Origin of the sequence: Actinosynnema sp. NPDC049800 (assembly GCF_040656635.1) — a bacterium.
Classification (GTDB): domain Bacteria; phylum Actinomycetota; class Actinomycetes; order Mycobacteriales; family Pseudonocardiaceae; genus Actinosynnema.
In genome coordinates, this window is the sequence record NZ_JBFAMT010000005.1 from 283172 (window position 1) to 295805 (window position 12634).

11 protein-coding genes are annotated in these 12634 nt (G+C 70.0%); 5 read left to right on the forward strand and 6 right to left on the reverse strand.

The window, feature by feature from the left end:
* Positions 1-66: 66 nt before the first annotated feature.
* Both AB0I91_RS09955 and AB0I91_RS09960 read right to left on the reverse strand, forming a co-directional pair.
* On the reverse strand, positions 67-1716 hold the full coding sequence (locus AB0I91_RS09955; protein WP_499618904.1) for an FAD-binding oxidoreductase: 1650 nt from the start codon (positions 1714-1716) through the stop codon (positions 67-69).
* A gap of 237 nt (positions 1717-1953) precedes the next feature.
* A complete protein-coding gene (locus tag AB0I91_RS09960; RefSeq protein ID WP_499636340.1) occupies positions 1954-2613 on the reverse strand; it encodes a peroxiredoxin-like family protein in 660 nt (219 codons plus the stop codon).
* Between the two features lie 214 nt (positions 2614-2827).
* On the opposite strand from AB0I91_RS09960, the gene AB0I91_RS09965 reads away from it, so the two are divergent.
* The 4 genes from AB0I91_RS09965 (at position 2828) to yhjD (ending at position 7924) form a co-directional block, all read left to right on the forward strand.
* Complete coding sequence (locus AB0I91_RS09965) at positions 2828-5347, forward strand: bifunctional FO biosynthesis protein CofGH (RefSeq protein WP_499636342.1); 2520 nt, start codon at positions 2828-2830, stop codon at positions 5345-5347.
* A 161-nt stretch (positions 5348-5508) separates the two neighbouring features.
* Positions 5509-5796 carry a hypothetical protein gene (locus tag AB0I91_RS09970; RefSeq protein WP_498782028.1) on the forward strand — a complete coding sequence of 96 codons (288 nt, stop codon included), beginning with the start codon at positions 5509-5511 and terminating at the stop codon, positions 5794-5796.
* A 63-nt stretch (positions 5797-5859) separates the two neighbouring features.
* Positions 5860-6888 (forward strand): tryptophan--tRNA ligase, encoded by a 1029-nt coding sequence (gene trpS, locus AB0I91_RS09975; protein WP_498782096.1) that lies wholly within the window; start codon positions 5860-5862, stop codon positions 6886-6888.
* 25 nt (positions 6889-6913) lie between these two features.
* Positions 6914-7924, forward strand: coding sequence for an inner membrane protein YhjD (gene yhjD / locus AB0I91_RS09980; RefSeq protein ID WP_498782026.1), 1011 nt, complete (start codon positions 6914-6916; stop codon positions 7922-7924).
* Between the two features lie 9 nt (positions 7925-7933).
* On the opposite strand, the gene AB0I91_RS09985 is transcribed toward yhjD, so the two are convergent.
* Together AB0I91_RS09985 and AB0I91_RS09990 are read right to left on the reverse strand one after the other, a co-directional pair.
* Positions 7934-8278, reverse strand: a complete 345-nt coding sequence (locus tag AB0I91_RS09985; protein ID WP_498782024.1) for a hypothetical protein — start codon at positions 8276-8278, stop codon at positions 7934-7936.
* Positions 8279-8303: 25 nt separating this feature from the next.
* A complete protein-coding gene (locus AB0I91_RS09990) occupies positions 8304-8540 on the reverse strand; it encodes an SCO4848 family membrane protein (protein ID WP_498782022.1) in 237 nt (78 codons plus the stop codon).
* 300 nt (positions 8541-8840) lie between these two features.
* On the opposite strand from AB0I91_RS09990, the gene AB0I91_RS09995 reads away from it, so the two are divergent.
* The gene (locus tag AB0I91_RS09995; protein ID WP_499636344.1) at positions 8841-9893 is read left to right on the forward strand and encodes a D-alanyl-D-alanine carboxypeptidase family protein; all 1053 of its coding nucleotides are present in this window, start codon (positions 8841-8843) and stop codon (positions 9891-9893) included.
* Between the two features lie 189 nt (positions 9894-10082).
* Here the strand turns inward: AB0I91_RS09995 and AB0I91_RS10000 are convergent, their stop codons facing one another.
* Positions 10083-10865, reverse strand: coding sequence for a succinate dehydrogenase iron-sulfur subunit (locus AB0I91_RS10000; protein WP_498782018.1), 783 nt, complete (start codon positions 10863-10865; stop codon positions 10083-10085).
* Complete coding sequence (gene sdhA, locus AB0I91_RS10005) at positions 10865-12616, reverse strand: succinate dehydrogenase flavoprotein subunit (protein WP_498782016.1); 1752 nt, start codon at positions 12614-12616, stop codon at positions 10865-10867. Before sdhA ends, AB0I91_RS10000 begins: the two co-directional genes overlap by 1 nt.
* Positions 12617-12634 lie beyond the last annotated feature (18 nt).

Consider the following 12634-nt stretch of genomic DNA (forward strand, 5'->3'; position numbering starts at 1 on the left):
CCGAGCGGAAGCGGTGTGCCTGTCCTCGGGCACACCGCTTCCGCGTTCGTCGGCCGGAGCCTCTCCTCAGCTCGGCAGCCGGATCGACTGCTGGTGGTTGAAGACGTTGCGCGGGTCCCAGGTCTTCTTGGCCCTCTGGAGCCGCGGGTAGTTCCCCTTGTAGTACAGGTCGTGCCACGGGACGGACGACCTGTTCCACGTCGGGTCGCCGAGATCGGTGTCGGGGTAGTTGATGTAGCAGCCGTCACTGCGGCCGTTGGGCACCGGAACGCCGCCGGTGTCGGCGAAGACCGCGCCGTAGAAGTTGCGCAGCCACGTCCGGAACTTGGTGTCGTCGGCCGGGTTCGGCCAGTGGGTGATCCACAGCAGCTGGTAGGCGGAGTCGCGGTGGGAGTGCGCGGTCGTGTCGGGCGCGATGGCGTTGACCGCGCCGCCGTAGGAGGACAGCCCGACGCTGATCGCGGTGGTGTCCATGCCCGGCGCGGTCAGGTAGGTGTAGAACGCGTCGATCTGGGCATCGGTGAACGTGGTCCGCATGTACGCCGACTTGTAGTCCGCGCGCAAGGTGGGGTCGTTGAACGAGATGACGGCCTTGCCGACGTACTTCGTCGCCTGCAACCACGGCAGGGTGCGGGTTCCGCCACCCGAGGGCCCGACGCCGTTGAGCACGGTCCGCAGGTAGTCGTCCAGGATGGCCTGCGCGTTCGGCGCGGCGGCGTCCACCTGGGTCAGCAGCCCGAGGAAACCCTTCGACTGGTGGTTGAGGGTGATCTCGGCGTGCAGCACGCTGCCGGGGCTGTTGGGCGCGCTGTTGGCCACGTGCCACGTGCCGAAGTTCCGCAGCAGGTTGGCCAGCCCCGTCTTGGTCAGGCTCGCCCACGGGATGCCGATCTCGCTGAGCAGCACCTTCGCGGGCGGTCGGGGCAGGATCTTCGCGGGTTCGGTCGCCGTGACGCCGGGGGAGCGGAACAGGTAGCGCGTGACGACGCCGAAGTTCCCGCCTCCGCCGCCGGTGTGCGCCCACCACAGCTCGCGGTTGGGGTCGGTCGGCTCCCGGGTGGCGGTGACCGTGGTCGCCTTGCCGTCCGCGCCGACCACGACCACTTCCACCCCGTAGAGGTGGTCCACGATCAGGCCGTGGCGCCGGCACAGCATCCCCCAGCCGCCGCCGACGATGTGCCCGCCCATCCCCACCGAGTGGCAGATGCCGCCGGGCACCGTCACCCCCCAGGCGTGGTAGAGCTTCTCGTAGGCGTCGAGCAGGGTCGCGCCGGACTCGATGGCGACGGCGTTGTACCGGGAGTCGTAGTACACGGCGTCGAGGTTGGAGACGTCGAGCACGACCTTCACCGTGGGCTCGAACGGGAATCCCTCGAGGCAGTGGCCGCCGCTGATGACGCTGATCCGCTTGCCGGCGTCCACCGCCGCCTGCACGGCGGGCGCGACCTGGGAGGCCGCGCCGACGACCCGCACCATCTCGGGTTGTCCGATGAACCGCTGGTTGAGCTGCCTGCGGACCAGGTCGGCGTAGTGGGGATCGCCCGGCAGGACGGTGGCCGCGTCGATCGTCGTGCGGGAGCCCAACTCGGTCTCCGCCGTCGCGGTGGCGGTGCCGAGCACCGGCGCAGCGGTGATCGCGACGGCCGCCGAGCCCTTGAAGAGGCGACGGCGGGAGAGTCTGTTGGACGGTAACTCAGCGTTACGTTCGTGGGGCATCCAGTAGTCCTTTCTCACTGCTTCATAACCCGATAGGAGCATCGGATCGAGAAAAGGAGCACGGATAGCGAACTTTACGCCTCGGGAGTAATAAATGTTACCCGCGAGTATGTGGTCGGAATCACACCCTCAACGGTGCGGTATTTCGTATTCGTCGAAATCTTTTCCGGTAATTCGGGCATGCCGAATCCACGCCCTCCCGGAAATCGGAAGGCGTGGATTCGGTGTGAGTTCTCGTCAGTCGAGGGTGCCGAGCGCCGCCAGGATGTCGGTGGTCTCGGTGCGGGTGGTGTAGTCGGGCTGGATGTCGATCCACCGCAGCACGTGGTCGCGGTCGACCAGGAGCACCGCGGGCATCGGCAGGTTGGTGGAGCCGTCGCTGTTCAGCTTCGTCACGTCGTTGCCGAGCCGGACCAGGGTCGCCAGCGCGTCGGCGGTCGGCGTGGTGGCGAAGCCCAGCTCGGTGGCCAGCTTGTTGCCCGGGTCGGACAGCACGGGGAACGTCAGCGAGTTCTTGTCCCGCGTCGCGGCGGTGCCCTCGGGCTTCTGCGGGCTGAGGCCGATCAGGGCGATCCCCCGCTCGGCGAGCACCGGCAGCAACTCGGCCTGGTAGGCGTTCAGCGCCATGTTGCAGTACGGGCCCCAGGCGCCGCGGAACGTGACGATCACGGCGGGGCGGCCGTCGGCCACCTCGTACAGCGACGTCGCTTCCCCGTCCGCGTCCAGCAGTGCCACGTCGGGCACCTTCGCGCCCGGCTTCGCGGCCCCTGCCGGCACGCCCGCGGCCCTGAGCTGGGCCTGTTCGGCTTCGAACGGGGTGAGCAGGCCTTCCGGCGCCTGGCTGGTCATGGAGGCCGTCAGCGCTGCGCTCCGGGCGACGAGCGACTGGGTGTTCATGTGGTTCTCCTCGGTTCGGGTCCATCGGAGGCCCTGGCGGCACGGCCCGAGTCGGTCCGGGCACCGCCGGGGCGCTCCGATCTAGAGACCCGGTGCCGGGCGCAAAGGGATCGCTTGTGGCGAGCACGACGTGGACACGCCGATTCCTGTCCGGCCTCGCCGGGGTCATAGGTGACGACGGAGCGACCGTCCGAGACCGACGAGGGGTGCCTGTATGACCGTGGACATCTCGATCGCCCCGCCGGATCCGACGCCCAGTGGGTCGTCGATGCGACGTGCGTTGCGCCGTGCCGCCGATGGTGCGGTGTTGGACGTGACCGAGGCCGCGGTGCTGTTGCACGCGCGTGGTGAGGACCTGGAGGCGTTGCTGCGGGCGGCGGGTCGGGTGCGCGACGCGCATCTGGTGGCGGAGGGTCGGCCGGGGGTGGTGACCTACAGCCGCAACGCGTTCATCCCGCTGACGCGGTTGTGTCGGGACCGGTGTCATTACTGCACGTTCGCCACGGTGCCGCACAAGCTGCCGGCGGCGTTCCTGGAGCGCGACGAGGTGTTGGAGATCGCGCGTGCGGCGGCGGCGCAGGGCTGCAAGGAGGCTCTGTTCACGTTGGGCGACCGGCCGGAGGAGCGGTGGCCGCAGGCCAAGGAGTGGCTGGAGGCCCGCGGCTACTCCTCCACCCTGGACTACGTGCGGGCGTGTGCGATCGCGGTGTTGGAGGAGACCGGGCTGCTGCCGCACCTCAACCCGGGCGTGCTGAGCTGGGAGGAGTTGCAGCGGCTGCGTCCGGTGGCGGCGAGCATGGGCATGATGCTGGAGACCACGGCGGAGCGGTTGTGGTCGGAGAAGGGCGGCCCGCACTACGGCAGCCCGGACAAGGAGCCCGCGGTCCGGTTGCGGGTGCTCACGGACGCGGGTCGGGTGAACGTGCCGTTCACCACGGGGATTCTGATCGGGATCGGTGAGACGATCACCGAGCGCGCGGAGTCGTTGTTGGCGATGCGGGGGATCGCGCGGCAGTACGGGCACATCCAGGAAGTGATCATCCAGAACTTCCGGGCGAAGCCGGACACCGCGATGCGCGGCATGCCGGATGCGGACCTGCACGAACTGGCCGCCACGATCGCGGTCGCCCGACTGGTCATGCCCTCGTCGACGAGTGTGCAGGCCCCGCCGAACCTGGTCGGCGAGGAGTTCGCCCTCATGCTCCGCGCCGGTATCGACGACTGGGGTGGTGTGTCGCCGGTGACCCCGGACCACGTCAACCCCGAACGCCCGTGGCCCCACGTGGACGTCCTCGCCGAGCACACCCGCGCAGCGGGCTTCGACCTCCAGGAACGCCTCGCCGTCTACCCCCGCTACGTGACCGCGACGGCCGGTCAGTGGATCGACACCCGGCTCACCGCGCACGTCTCCGCCCTGTCCCGCGCGGACGGTCTGGCCGATCCGGACGCCCCGGTGGTGGGTCGTGAGTGGCAGGAACCCGATGGTGGTCTGGACACCTACGGCCGCGCGGACCTCAACACCGCCATCGACACCGAGGGTCGTACCGAGGACCGGCGTGGCGACTTCGACAGCGTCTACGGCGACTGGGCGTCACTCACCGTCCCCAAGGCGATCGAACGACTGCCGGAGGACACCGCCCGCGCGTTGCGGCTCGCCGCGGACAACCCGGCCGGGATCCTCGACGACACCGAGGCCGCGATGGCGCTGCTCACCGCCGACGGTGCGGCGTTGGAGACCATGACGAGGCTCGCGGACGAGTTGCGTGCCGAGGTGGTCGGCGACGATGTCACCTATGTGGTGAACCGGAACATCAACTTCTCGAATGTCTGTTATGTCGGGTGCCGGTTCTGTGCGTTCGCGCAGCGTGAGCGGGACGCGGACGCGTTCCGGCTCTCGATCGCCGAGGTCGCCGACCGGGCGCAGGAGGCGTGGGACGCGGGCGCGACCGAGGTCTGCATGCAGGGCGGCATCGACCCGAAACTCCCGGTCACCTACTACGCCGACGTCGTCCGCGCGATCAAGACCCGCGTCCCCGGCATGCACGTGCACGCGTTCAGCCCGATGGAGATCGTCGCCGCCGCCACCAAAGCCGGCGTCAGCGTCCGCGAATGGCTCACCGAACTGCGCGCCGCCGGCCTGGACACCATCCCCGGCACCGCCGCCGAGATCCTCGACGACGACGTCCGCTGGGTGCTGACCAAGGGCAAACTCCCCGCCGCCACCTGGCTCGACGTCGTCGCCACCGCGCACGAGGTCGGCATCCGGTCGTCCTCGACGATGATGTACGGCCATGTGGACCATCCCGGGCACTGGCTGGGGCATTTCCGGGCGTTGGCGGCGTTGCAGGACCGCGCCGGCGGCCTGACCGAGTTCGTCGGGTTGCCGTTCGTGCACCGCAACGCCCCCATCTACCTCGCCGGCGTCGCCCGCCCCGGCCCCACCCGGCGCGACAACCGGGCCGTGCACGCCTTCGCCCGCCTCGCCCTGCACGGCCGCGTCGACAACGTCCAGTGCTCCTGGGTCAAGCTCGGCGACGACGGCACCGCCGAAGTCCTCCGGGGCGGCGCCAACGACCTCGGCGGCACCCTCATGGAAGAGACCATCAGCCGCATGGCCGGCTCCGAACACGGCTCCGCCCGGACGGCCGTGGAGCTGCACGCGACGGCGGCGTTGGCCGGTCGCCCGGCCCGGCAGCGGACTACGACATATGGCCGAGTCGACGTCGTGAGGTAACCCCTGCGGGGACGGGTGAGGGCGGCTGTGGTTAGTCTGCCGCCGGTCGTGTTTACCTGAACCGAACACCCGAGCCCCACAGCTTCGGTAGGTTCGCGGCCGTCCGTCAACAAGGTTCACTCCTCGGTGGAGTGGCACGGTGTTGGTGAGGAGGCTGGGCGGTGCGCGGTCGCGGTGCGGTCCTGGGTCTGGTCCTGGGCGCGGCGTCTTCCCTGGTCGTCGAAGGTGTCGCGGTGGCGGCCGACGGCGCGGTGGCGGACCCCGTCTCCCTCGAAGCACCGGTCGGCATCGCCGCGGTGGCGCTCGGCGGGATCGGCCTCGTGGCCGGTCTGGTCCGGCGGCGGAGAACCGCGGTGGTCCGCACGGCGGCGAACCAGCCCGTCGCCACCACCCCGGCGGTCGACGGCGGGGACCCGGCCGAGGTGCGGCCCGCCACCACGGGGGTCTGATCGGCCTGGGAGAATCCTCCCGTGGCCGTCGAAAACTCTACGGAGAACGCCGCAGGCGAGGCCGTGGGCCAGCCTGTCGAGAACCCGGCTCCGGTGAGCCGCCCCCGCGTGCTGTCCGGCATCCAGCCGACCGCGGGCTCCTTCCACCTCGGCAACTACCTCGGCGCGCTCCGCCAGTGGGTGGCGCTGCAGGAGACGCACGACGCGTTCTACTGCGTCGTCGACCTGCACGCGATCACCGTCGAGCAGGACCCCAAGGTGCTCCGCCAGAACACCCGCGTGTCGGCCGCGCAGCTGCTCGCGCTCGGCATCGACCCGGACCGCTCGGCGCTGTTCGTGCAGTCGCACGTGCCGGAGCACGCCCAGCTCGGCTGGGTGCTGCAGTGCCTGACCGGTTTCGGCGAGGCCAGCCGGATGACCCAGTTCAAGGACAAGTCCGCGCGGCAGGAGTCGGCCATCGGCGTCGGCCTGTTCACGTACCCGATCCTGCAGGCCGCGGACATCCTGCTCTACCAGGCGCACCACGTGCCGGTCGGCGAGGACCAGCGGCAGCACCTCGAGCTGACCCGCGACCTGGCGCAGCGGTTCAACACCCGCTACGGCAAGACGTTCCGGCTGCCCGAGCCCTTCATCGTCAAGGACACCGCGAAGATCTACGACCTCCAGGACCCGACGTCGAAGATGTCGAAGTCCGTGCCGGCGGGCGTGGTGGAGCTGCTGGAGGACCCGAAGCGGTCGGCCAAGAAGATCAGGTCGGCGGTCACGGACACCGGCCGCGAGATCGTGTACGACCCCGAGCACAAGGCCGGCGTGAGCAACCTGCTGGTGATCTACTCGGCGTTGACCGGGCGGTCGATCGAGTCCCTGGTCGCGGACTACGACGGCAAGGGCTACGGGGACCTGAAGAAGGACCTCGGCGAGGTGTTCACCGAGTTCGTCACGCCGGTCCGGGCGCGGGTGGCCGAGTACCTGGACGACACCGCCGAGCTGGACAAGGTGCTGGCGCGCGGCGCGGAACGGGCGCGCGGCGTGGCCGCGAAGACGCTGGCGCGGGCCTACGACCGGATCGGCTTCCTGTCGAGTGGCGTGTGATCACCTGACGCATTAACTTTTCCGTGTGGCGGAAAAGGGTGGGACCGAGTCGAAGCTCGACCGGATGCGTCGTCAGCGGCCCTGGCTCGACCACCTGTTCCGGGCCGCCGAGCGGTACAGCGAGCAGTACGGGGCGCACTACGCGGCGGCGGTGACGTACTTCAGCGTGCTGTCGCTCGTGCCCATGCTGATGATCGGCTTCGCCGTCGCCGGTTTCGTGCTCGCCTCGGAGCCGGGCCTGCTCGACGAGCTGAAGGCCTCCATCGCGGAGGCGGTGCCGGGCACGCTCGGCAACACCATCAACGAGGTGGTCGAGCAGGCCATCGAGTCCAAGGGCACGGTCGGCGTGCTCGGCCTGCTGGCCGCCGCCTACTCCGGCCTCGGCTGGATGAGCAACCTGCGTGACGCGCTGACCGCGCAGTGGGGCCACGCGAAGGCCGACCGACCGTTCCTGAAGACGATCGCGAAGGACTTCCTGGCGCTGATCAGCCTCGGGCTGGCGCTGGTGGTGTCGTTCGGCCTGACGGCCGCGGGCAGCGGGTTCGCCGAGCTGGTGCTGCGGTGGGTCGGCCTGGACGGCGTCGGGTGGGCCGAGGCGATGCTGAAGATCGGCACGATCGCGCTGGCGCTGGTCGCGAACTGGCTGGTGTTCCTCTGGGTGCTGGCCAAGCTGCCGCGCGAGCCCGTCGGCTGGCGCAGCGCGGTCAAGGGCGCCGCGGCGGCGGCGATCGGGTTCGAGACCCTCAAGCAGGTCGCGACGATCTACCTGAGCAGCGTCACGAGCTCGCCGGCCGGTGCGGCGTTCGGGCCGGTCATCGGTGTGCTGGTGTTCGCGAACCTGGTGGCGCAGTTCCTGCTGTTCATCACCGCGTGGACGGCCACGGCGCGGGAGAACGCGGTCAAGGAGCCGCCGGCGGCGCCACCGCCGGCCGTGATCCGGCCCGTGGTGGAGGTGCGGTCCGGGCCCAGCCCCCGCGCCGCCGTCGGGCTGGTCGGCGCGGGGCTGCTGCTGGGTGCGTTGTTCCGGCGGCGTTGAGGTCCGCGCCTACGTCCAGAAGACGGCGATGCCGACGTTCACCACGACGAGGCCGGCCAGCACGGGCGTGAGCCAGGCGGCGGGCTTCTTCTTCAGGTTGAGCGCGACCAGCGCCGCGATGACGACCAGGACCAGCAGCTTCACGCCGATCTTGATGTCGTTGTAGTCCTGGTCGGTCACCGGGGCCAGGCCCATCAGCGCCAGGCCGGTGAGCAGCTGCAACGCGCTGCCGTGCAGCCAGCCGTTGTTCAGCGGGGCGTCGGCCCCGGACCGGCGCTGGACGAAGAACATCGCGATCAGCATGCCCATGCCGAGCAGGTGCAGGAACACCAGCAGTAGGCGCACGAACTCCACGGCGGAGCCTCCAGGTGTGGTGGGTTTACTCGCTCTTGGCGCTTCTGGCCGCCCGCAGCCCGCGCACGCCCAGCACACCGATGACCGTGCCGAATGTGAGCGACGCGACAACGAGCAGCAGGTGGACGGTGAAGAACGTGGTCGGGCCGCCGTCCCACGAACGGGGGTCCTTCCAGATGTTGCGCAGGAAGGTCGGCCAGATCACCCAGGACCACACCCCGAAGGCAAGCAGGAACACGGACATGCCGCGGGAGAGCTTCACCGGAGCAGTATCGGACGTGGCGGGTGCAGGTCACTCATCCGGGGTGGATAGCCTGGGCGGGTGCGTTCCTCCGCGTTCCGACGGCCCGTTGCCCTGGTCCTGGCTGCTTGTGCGCTGATGGCCGGCGCGTCGTTCGTGGCCGCACCGGTCGCGGCCGCACAGCCGGCCTGCGAGAACAAGGTGTCACCGCCCCCACCGGTCGACACCTCCGAACAGGTGGCGCCAGGCGAGAAGCCTCCACCACCGATCGAGGTACCGGAGAGCCCGATCGGGGGACAGCGCCTCGGTGAGTGCGGTCTCGTGCTGCCACCGAACGCGCCCGTGCCGCCGGACGGCATCACGGCCAAGAGCTGGCTGCTCGCCGACATGAACAACGGCGCCGTGCTCGCGGCCCTCGACCCGCACGGCCGGCAGCGGCCCGCGTCGGTGATCAAGGTGCTGCTGGCGATGGTGGTGGCCAAGGAGCTGGCGCCCGACGCCACGGTGGCGGCGACGCCGGAGGACCTCGCGCAGGAGTGCACCTGCATCGGGCTGCGCAACGGCGCCGAGTACAGCGTCGAGCAGATGCTCCAGGCGCTGGTCATGGCGTCGGGCAACGACGTGGCGCACGCGCTGGCCCGTCGGCTCGGCGGGGTGCCGTCCGCGATCCGGAAGATGAACGCCCTGGCGGCCGAGCTGGGCGCGCTGGACACGCGGGCCGTGACGCCGTCCGGGCTGGACGCGCCGGGCACGTCGACGTCGGCCTATGACGTGGCGTTGATCTACCGCGAGGCGATGAAGTACCCGGACTTCGTCAAGGCCGTGATGACGCAGCGGATCGACTTCCCGGCGGCCAACGGCAACGGGACCGTGCCGATCGTCAACGACAACCGGCTGCTGACCACGTACCAGGGTGCGTTGGGCGGCAAGTCCGGGTTCACCGACGACGCGCAGCACACCTACGTGGGTGCGGCCGAGCGCAACGGCAAGCGGCTCGTGGTCGTGCTGCTGCGGGGCCAGCAGCAGCCGGTCCGGATGACCGACCAGGCCGCCCGCCTGCTCGACTACGGCTTCGCCCTGGAACCCGCCGCGTCGGGCAACCCGGTCGGCAGGCTGGTCGAGGGCGCGCCCCAGGCGAAGAAGAAGACCACCGAGCCTCGGCCGACGCCGACCAGCGCCGGTGTCGGCGAGGTCGCCAACTCCAGCCCGGACGGCACCCAGCCCTCCGCCATGCAGACGGCGTTCGGCAACGTGGGCGGCCCGATCACCGCCGTCGCCGGCCTCGGCCTGCTCCTGGGCCTGGTGATGTACCTGCGCAACCGCCGCGCCAAAGCCGCCCGCGCCGCCCGCGCGGCCGCCCAGAACCAACCCTGACCGCGAGTCGAACGTTCCGGTCCCGCCTGTCGAACCTCCAGGACCGGTGAGTTCGACGCCCAGGACGGCACCAGGGCCGAAGTCCGCGCCGGGTGCCCGTCCTCGGCGTTGAACTCGGGGTACCCGGCCCACGGACGAGAGAAGGGCCCCCGAGGTGCTCGGGGGCCCTTCGCGTCGGGTGCGGTGGGGTCAGGTGCGCTTGAAGAGGAGGGCGCGCTTGACCTCCTGGATGGCCTTCGTGACCTGGATGCCGCGCGGGCACGCGTCGGTGCAGTTGAAGGTGGTCCGGCAGCGCCACACGCCGTCGACGTCGTTGAGGATGTCCAAGCGCTCCTCGGCGCCCTCGTCACGGCTGTCGAAGATGAACCGGTGCGCGTTCACGATCGCCGCCGGGCCGAAGTACGAGCCCTCGGTCCAGTACACGGGGCACGACGTGGTGCACGCCGCGCACAGGATGCACTTGGTGGTGTCGTCGAACCGCTCGCGGTCGGCGATGGACTGGACCCGCTCGCGCGTCGGCTCGTTGCCGTACGTGATGAGGTACGGCTTGACCGCCTTGAACGCCTCGAAGAACGGCTCCATGTCGACCAGCAGGTCCTTGTGGACCGGCAGCCCCTTGATGGGCTCGATGGTGATCGTGGTCGGCTTGCCGCCGCTCGCCAGCAGGTCCTTCAGCAGCACCTTGCACGCCAGCCGGTTCACGCCGTTGATGCGCATCGCGTCCGAGCCGCAGATGCCGTGCGCGCACGACCGGCGGAACGTCAGCGTCCCGTCGAGGTACCACTTCACGTAGTGCAGCAGGTTCAGCACGCGGTCCGACGGCAGGGCCGGGATCTCGAACGAGTCCCAGCGCGGCTCGTCGTCGAACTCCGGGTTGAACCGGCGCACCTTCAGGGTGACGGTGATCGCGCCGTCCGGCACGGGGGGCTGGTTCCCGCGCGAGCCGGTGGACACTTCAGCGGTAGCGGTCATCAGTACTTGCGCTCCATCGGCTGGTACCGGGTGAACGTCACGGGCTTGTAGTCGAGCCGGATGTCGGCCGCCAAGCCGTCGCCCTGCTTGTAGTACATGCTGTGGCGCATGAAGTTCGTGTCGTCGCGGTTCGGGTAGTCCTCGCGCGCGTGACCGCCGCGGGACTCCTTGCGCGCCAGCGCGCCCACGACGAGAACCTCGGCCAGCTCCAGGAGGAAGCCCAGCTCGACGGCTTCCAGGAGGTCGGTGTTGAACCGCTTCCCCTTGTCCTGCACGGTGATCCGCTGGTAGCGCTCCTTCAACGCCTGCACGTCGTGCAGCGCCGTCTTGAGCGTGTCCTCGGTGCGGTACACCGACGCGTTGGCGTCCATGGTGGCCTGCAGCTCGGTGCGGATGTCCGCCACCCGCTCCTCGCCGTGCTCGGACAGCACCAGCGCCACCTGCGCCTCGACCTGGGCCGCCGGGTTCTCGGGCAGCTCGACGTGGTCGTGCGCCAGCGCGTACTCGGCGGCGGCGATGCCCGCGCGGCGGCCGAACACGTTGATGTCCAGCAACGAGTTCGTGCCGAGCCGGTTCGCGCCGTGCACGGACACGCACGCGCACTCGCCGGCGGCGTAGAGGCCGGGCACGACGTTGTCGTTGTCCCGCAACACCTCGCCGTGCACGTTGGTCGGGATGCCACCCATCGCGTAGTGCGCGGTCGGGTAGACCGGCACCGGCTCCGTCACCGGGTCGACCGCGAGGTACGTGCGGGCGAACTCGGTGATGTCGGGGAGCTTCGTCTCCAGCACCTCGGCGCCCAGGTGGGTGCAGTCGAGGAGGACGTAGTCCTTGTTCGGGCCGGCGCCGCGGCCCTCCAGCACCTCCAGGGCCATCGAGCGGGCGACGATGTCGCGCGGCGCGAGGTCCTTGATGGTGGGGGCGTAGCGCTCCATGAACCGCTCGCCGGACGCGTTGCGCAGGATCGCGCCCTCGCCCCGGGCACCCTCGGTGAGGAGGATGCCGAGGCCCGCCAGACCGGTCGGGTGGAACTGGTAGAACTCCATGTCCTCCAGCGGCAGGCCCTTGCGGAACACGATGCCCATGCCGTCGCCGGTCAGCGTGTGCGCGTTGGAGGTGGTCTTGAAGACCTTGCCGAAGCCGCCGGTGGCGAACACCACGGACTTGGCCTGGAAGACGTGGATCTCGCCGGTCGCCAGCTCGTAGGCCACCGCGCCGGTGCACACCGGGCCGTCGGCGGTCTCGGTCATGCAGATGTCGAGCACGTAGAACTCGTTGAAGAACTCGATGCCGTGCTTGACGCAGTTCTGGTACAGCGTCTGCAGGATCATGTGGCCGGTGCGGTCGGCCGCGTAGCACGCCCGGCGCACGGCCGCCTCGCCGTGGTTGCGGGTGTGGCCGCCGAACCGCCGCTGGTCGATCTTGCCCTCGGGCGTGCGGTTGAACGGCAGGCCCATCTTCTCCAGGTCGAGGACCGCGTCGATGGCCTCCTTCGCCATGATCTCGGCGGCGTCCTGGTCGACCAGGTAGTCACCGCCCTTGATCGTGTCGAAGGTGTGCCACTCCCAGTTGTCCTCCTCCACGTTCGCCAGCGCGGCGCACATGCCGCCCTGCGCGGCGCCCGTGTGGGAACGCGTGGGGTAGAGCTTGGTGAGCACGGCCGTGCGGGCGCGCTGGCCGGACTCGATCGCCGCGCGCATCCCGGCGCCACCCGCGCCGATGATGACGACGTCGTACTTGTGGAACTGCATGGCTCTGAGCACTCCCCG

Bases quoted from the DNA above. Each gene is read 5' to 3' on its own strand.
- AB0I91_RS09955 (WP_499618904.1), bottom strand. From the start codon at position 1,716: ATGCCCCACGAACGTAACGCTGAGTTACCGTCCAACAGACTCTCCCGC.
- AB0I91_RS09960 (WP_499636340.1), bottom strand. From the start codon at position 2,613: ATGAACACCCAGTCGCTCGTCGCCCGGAGCGCAGCGCTGACGGCCTCC.
- AB0I91_RS09965 (WP_499636342.1), top strand. From the start codon at position 2,828: ATGACCGTGGACATCTCGATCGCCCCGCCGGATCCGACGCCCAGTGGG.
- AB0I91_RS10000 (WP_498782018.1), bottom strand. From the start codon at position 10,865: ATGACCGCTACCGCTGAAGTGTCCACCGGCTCGCGCGGGAACCAGCCC.
- sdhA (WP_498782016.1), bottom strand. From the start codon at position 12,616: ATGCAGTTCCACAAGTACGACGTCGTCATCATCGGCGCGGGTGGCGCC.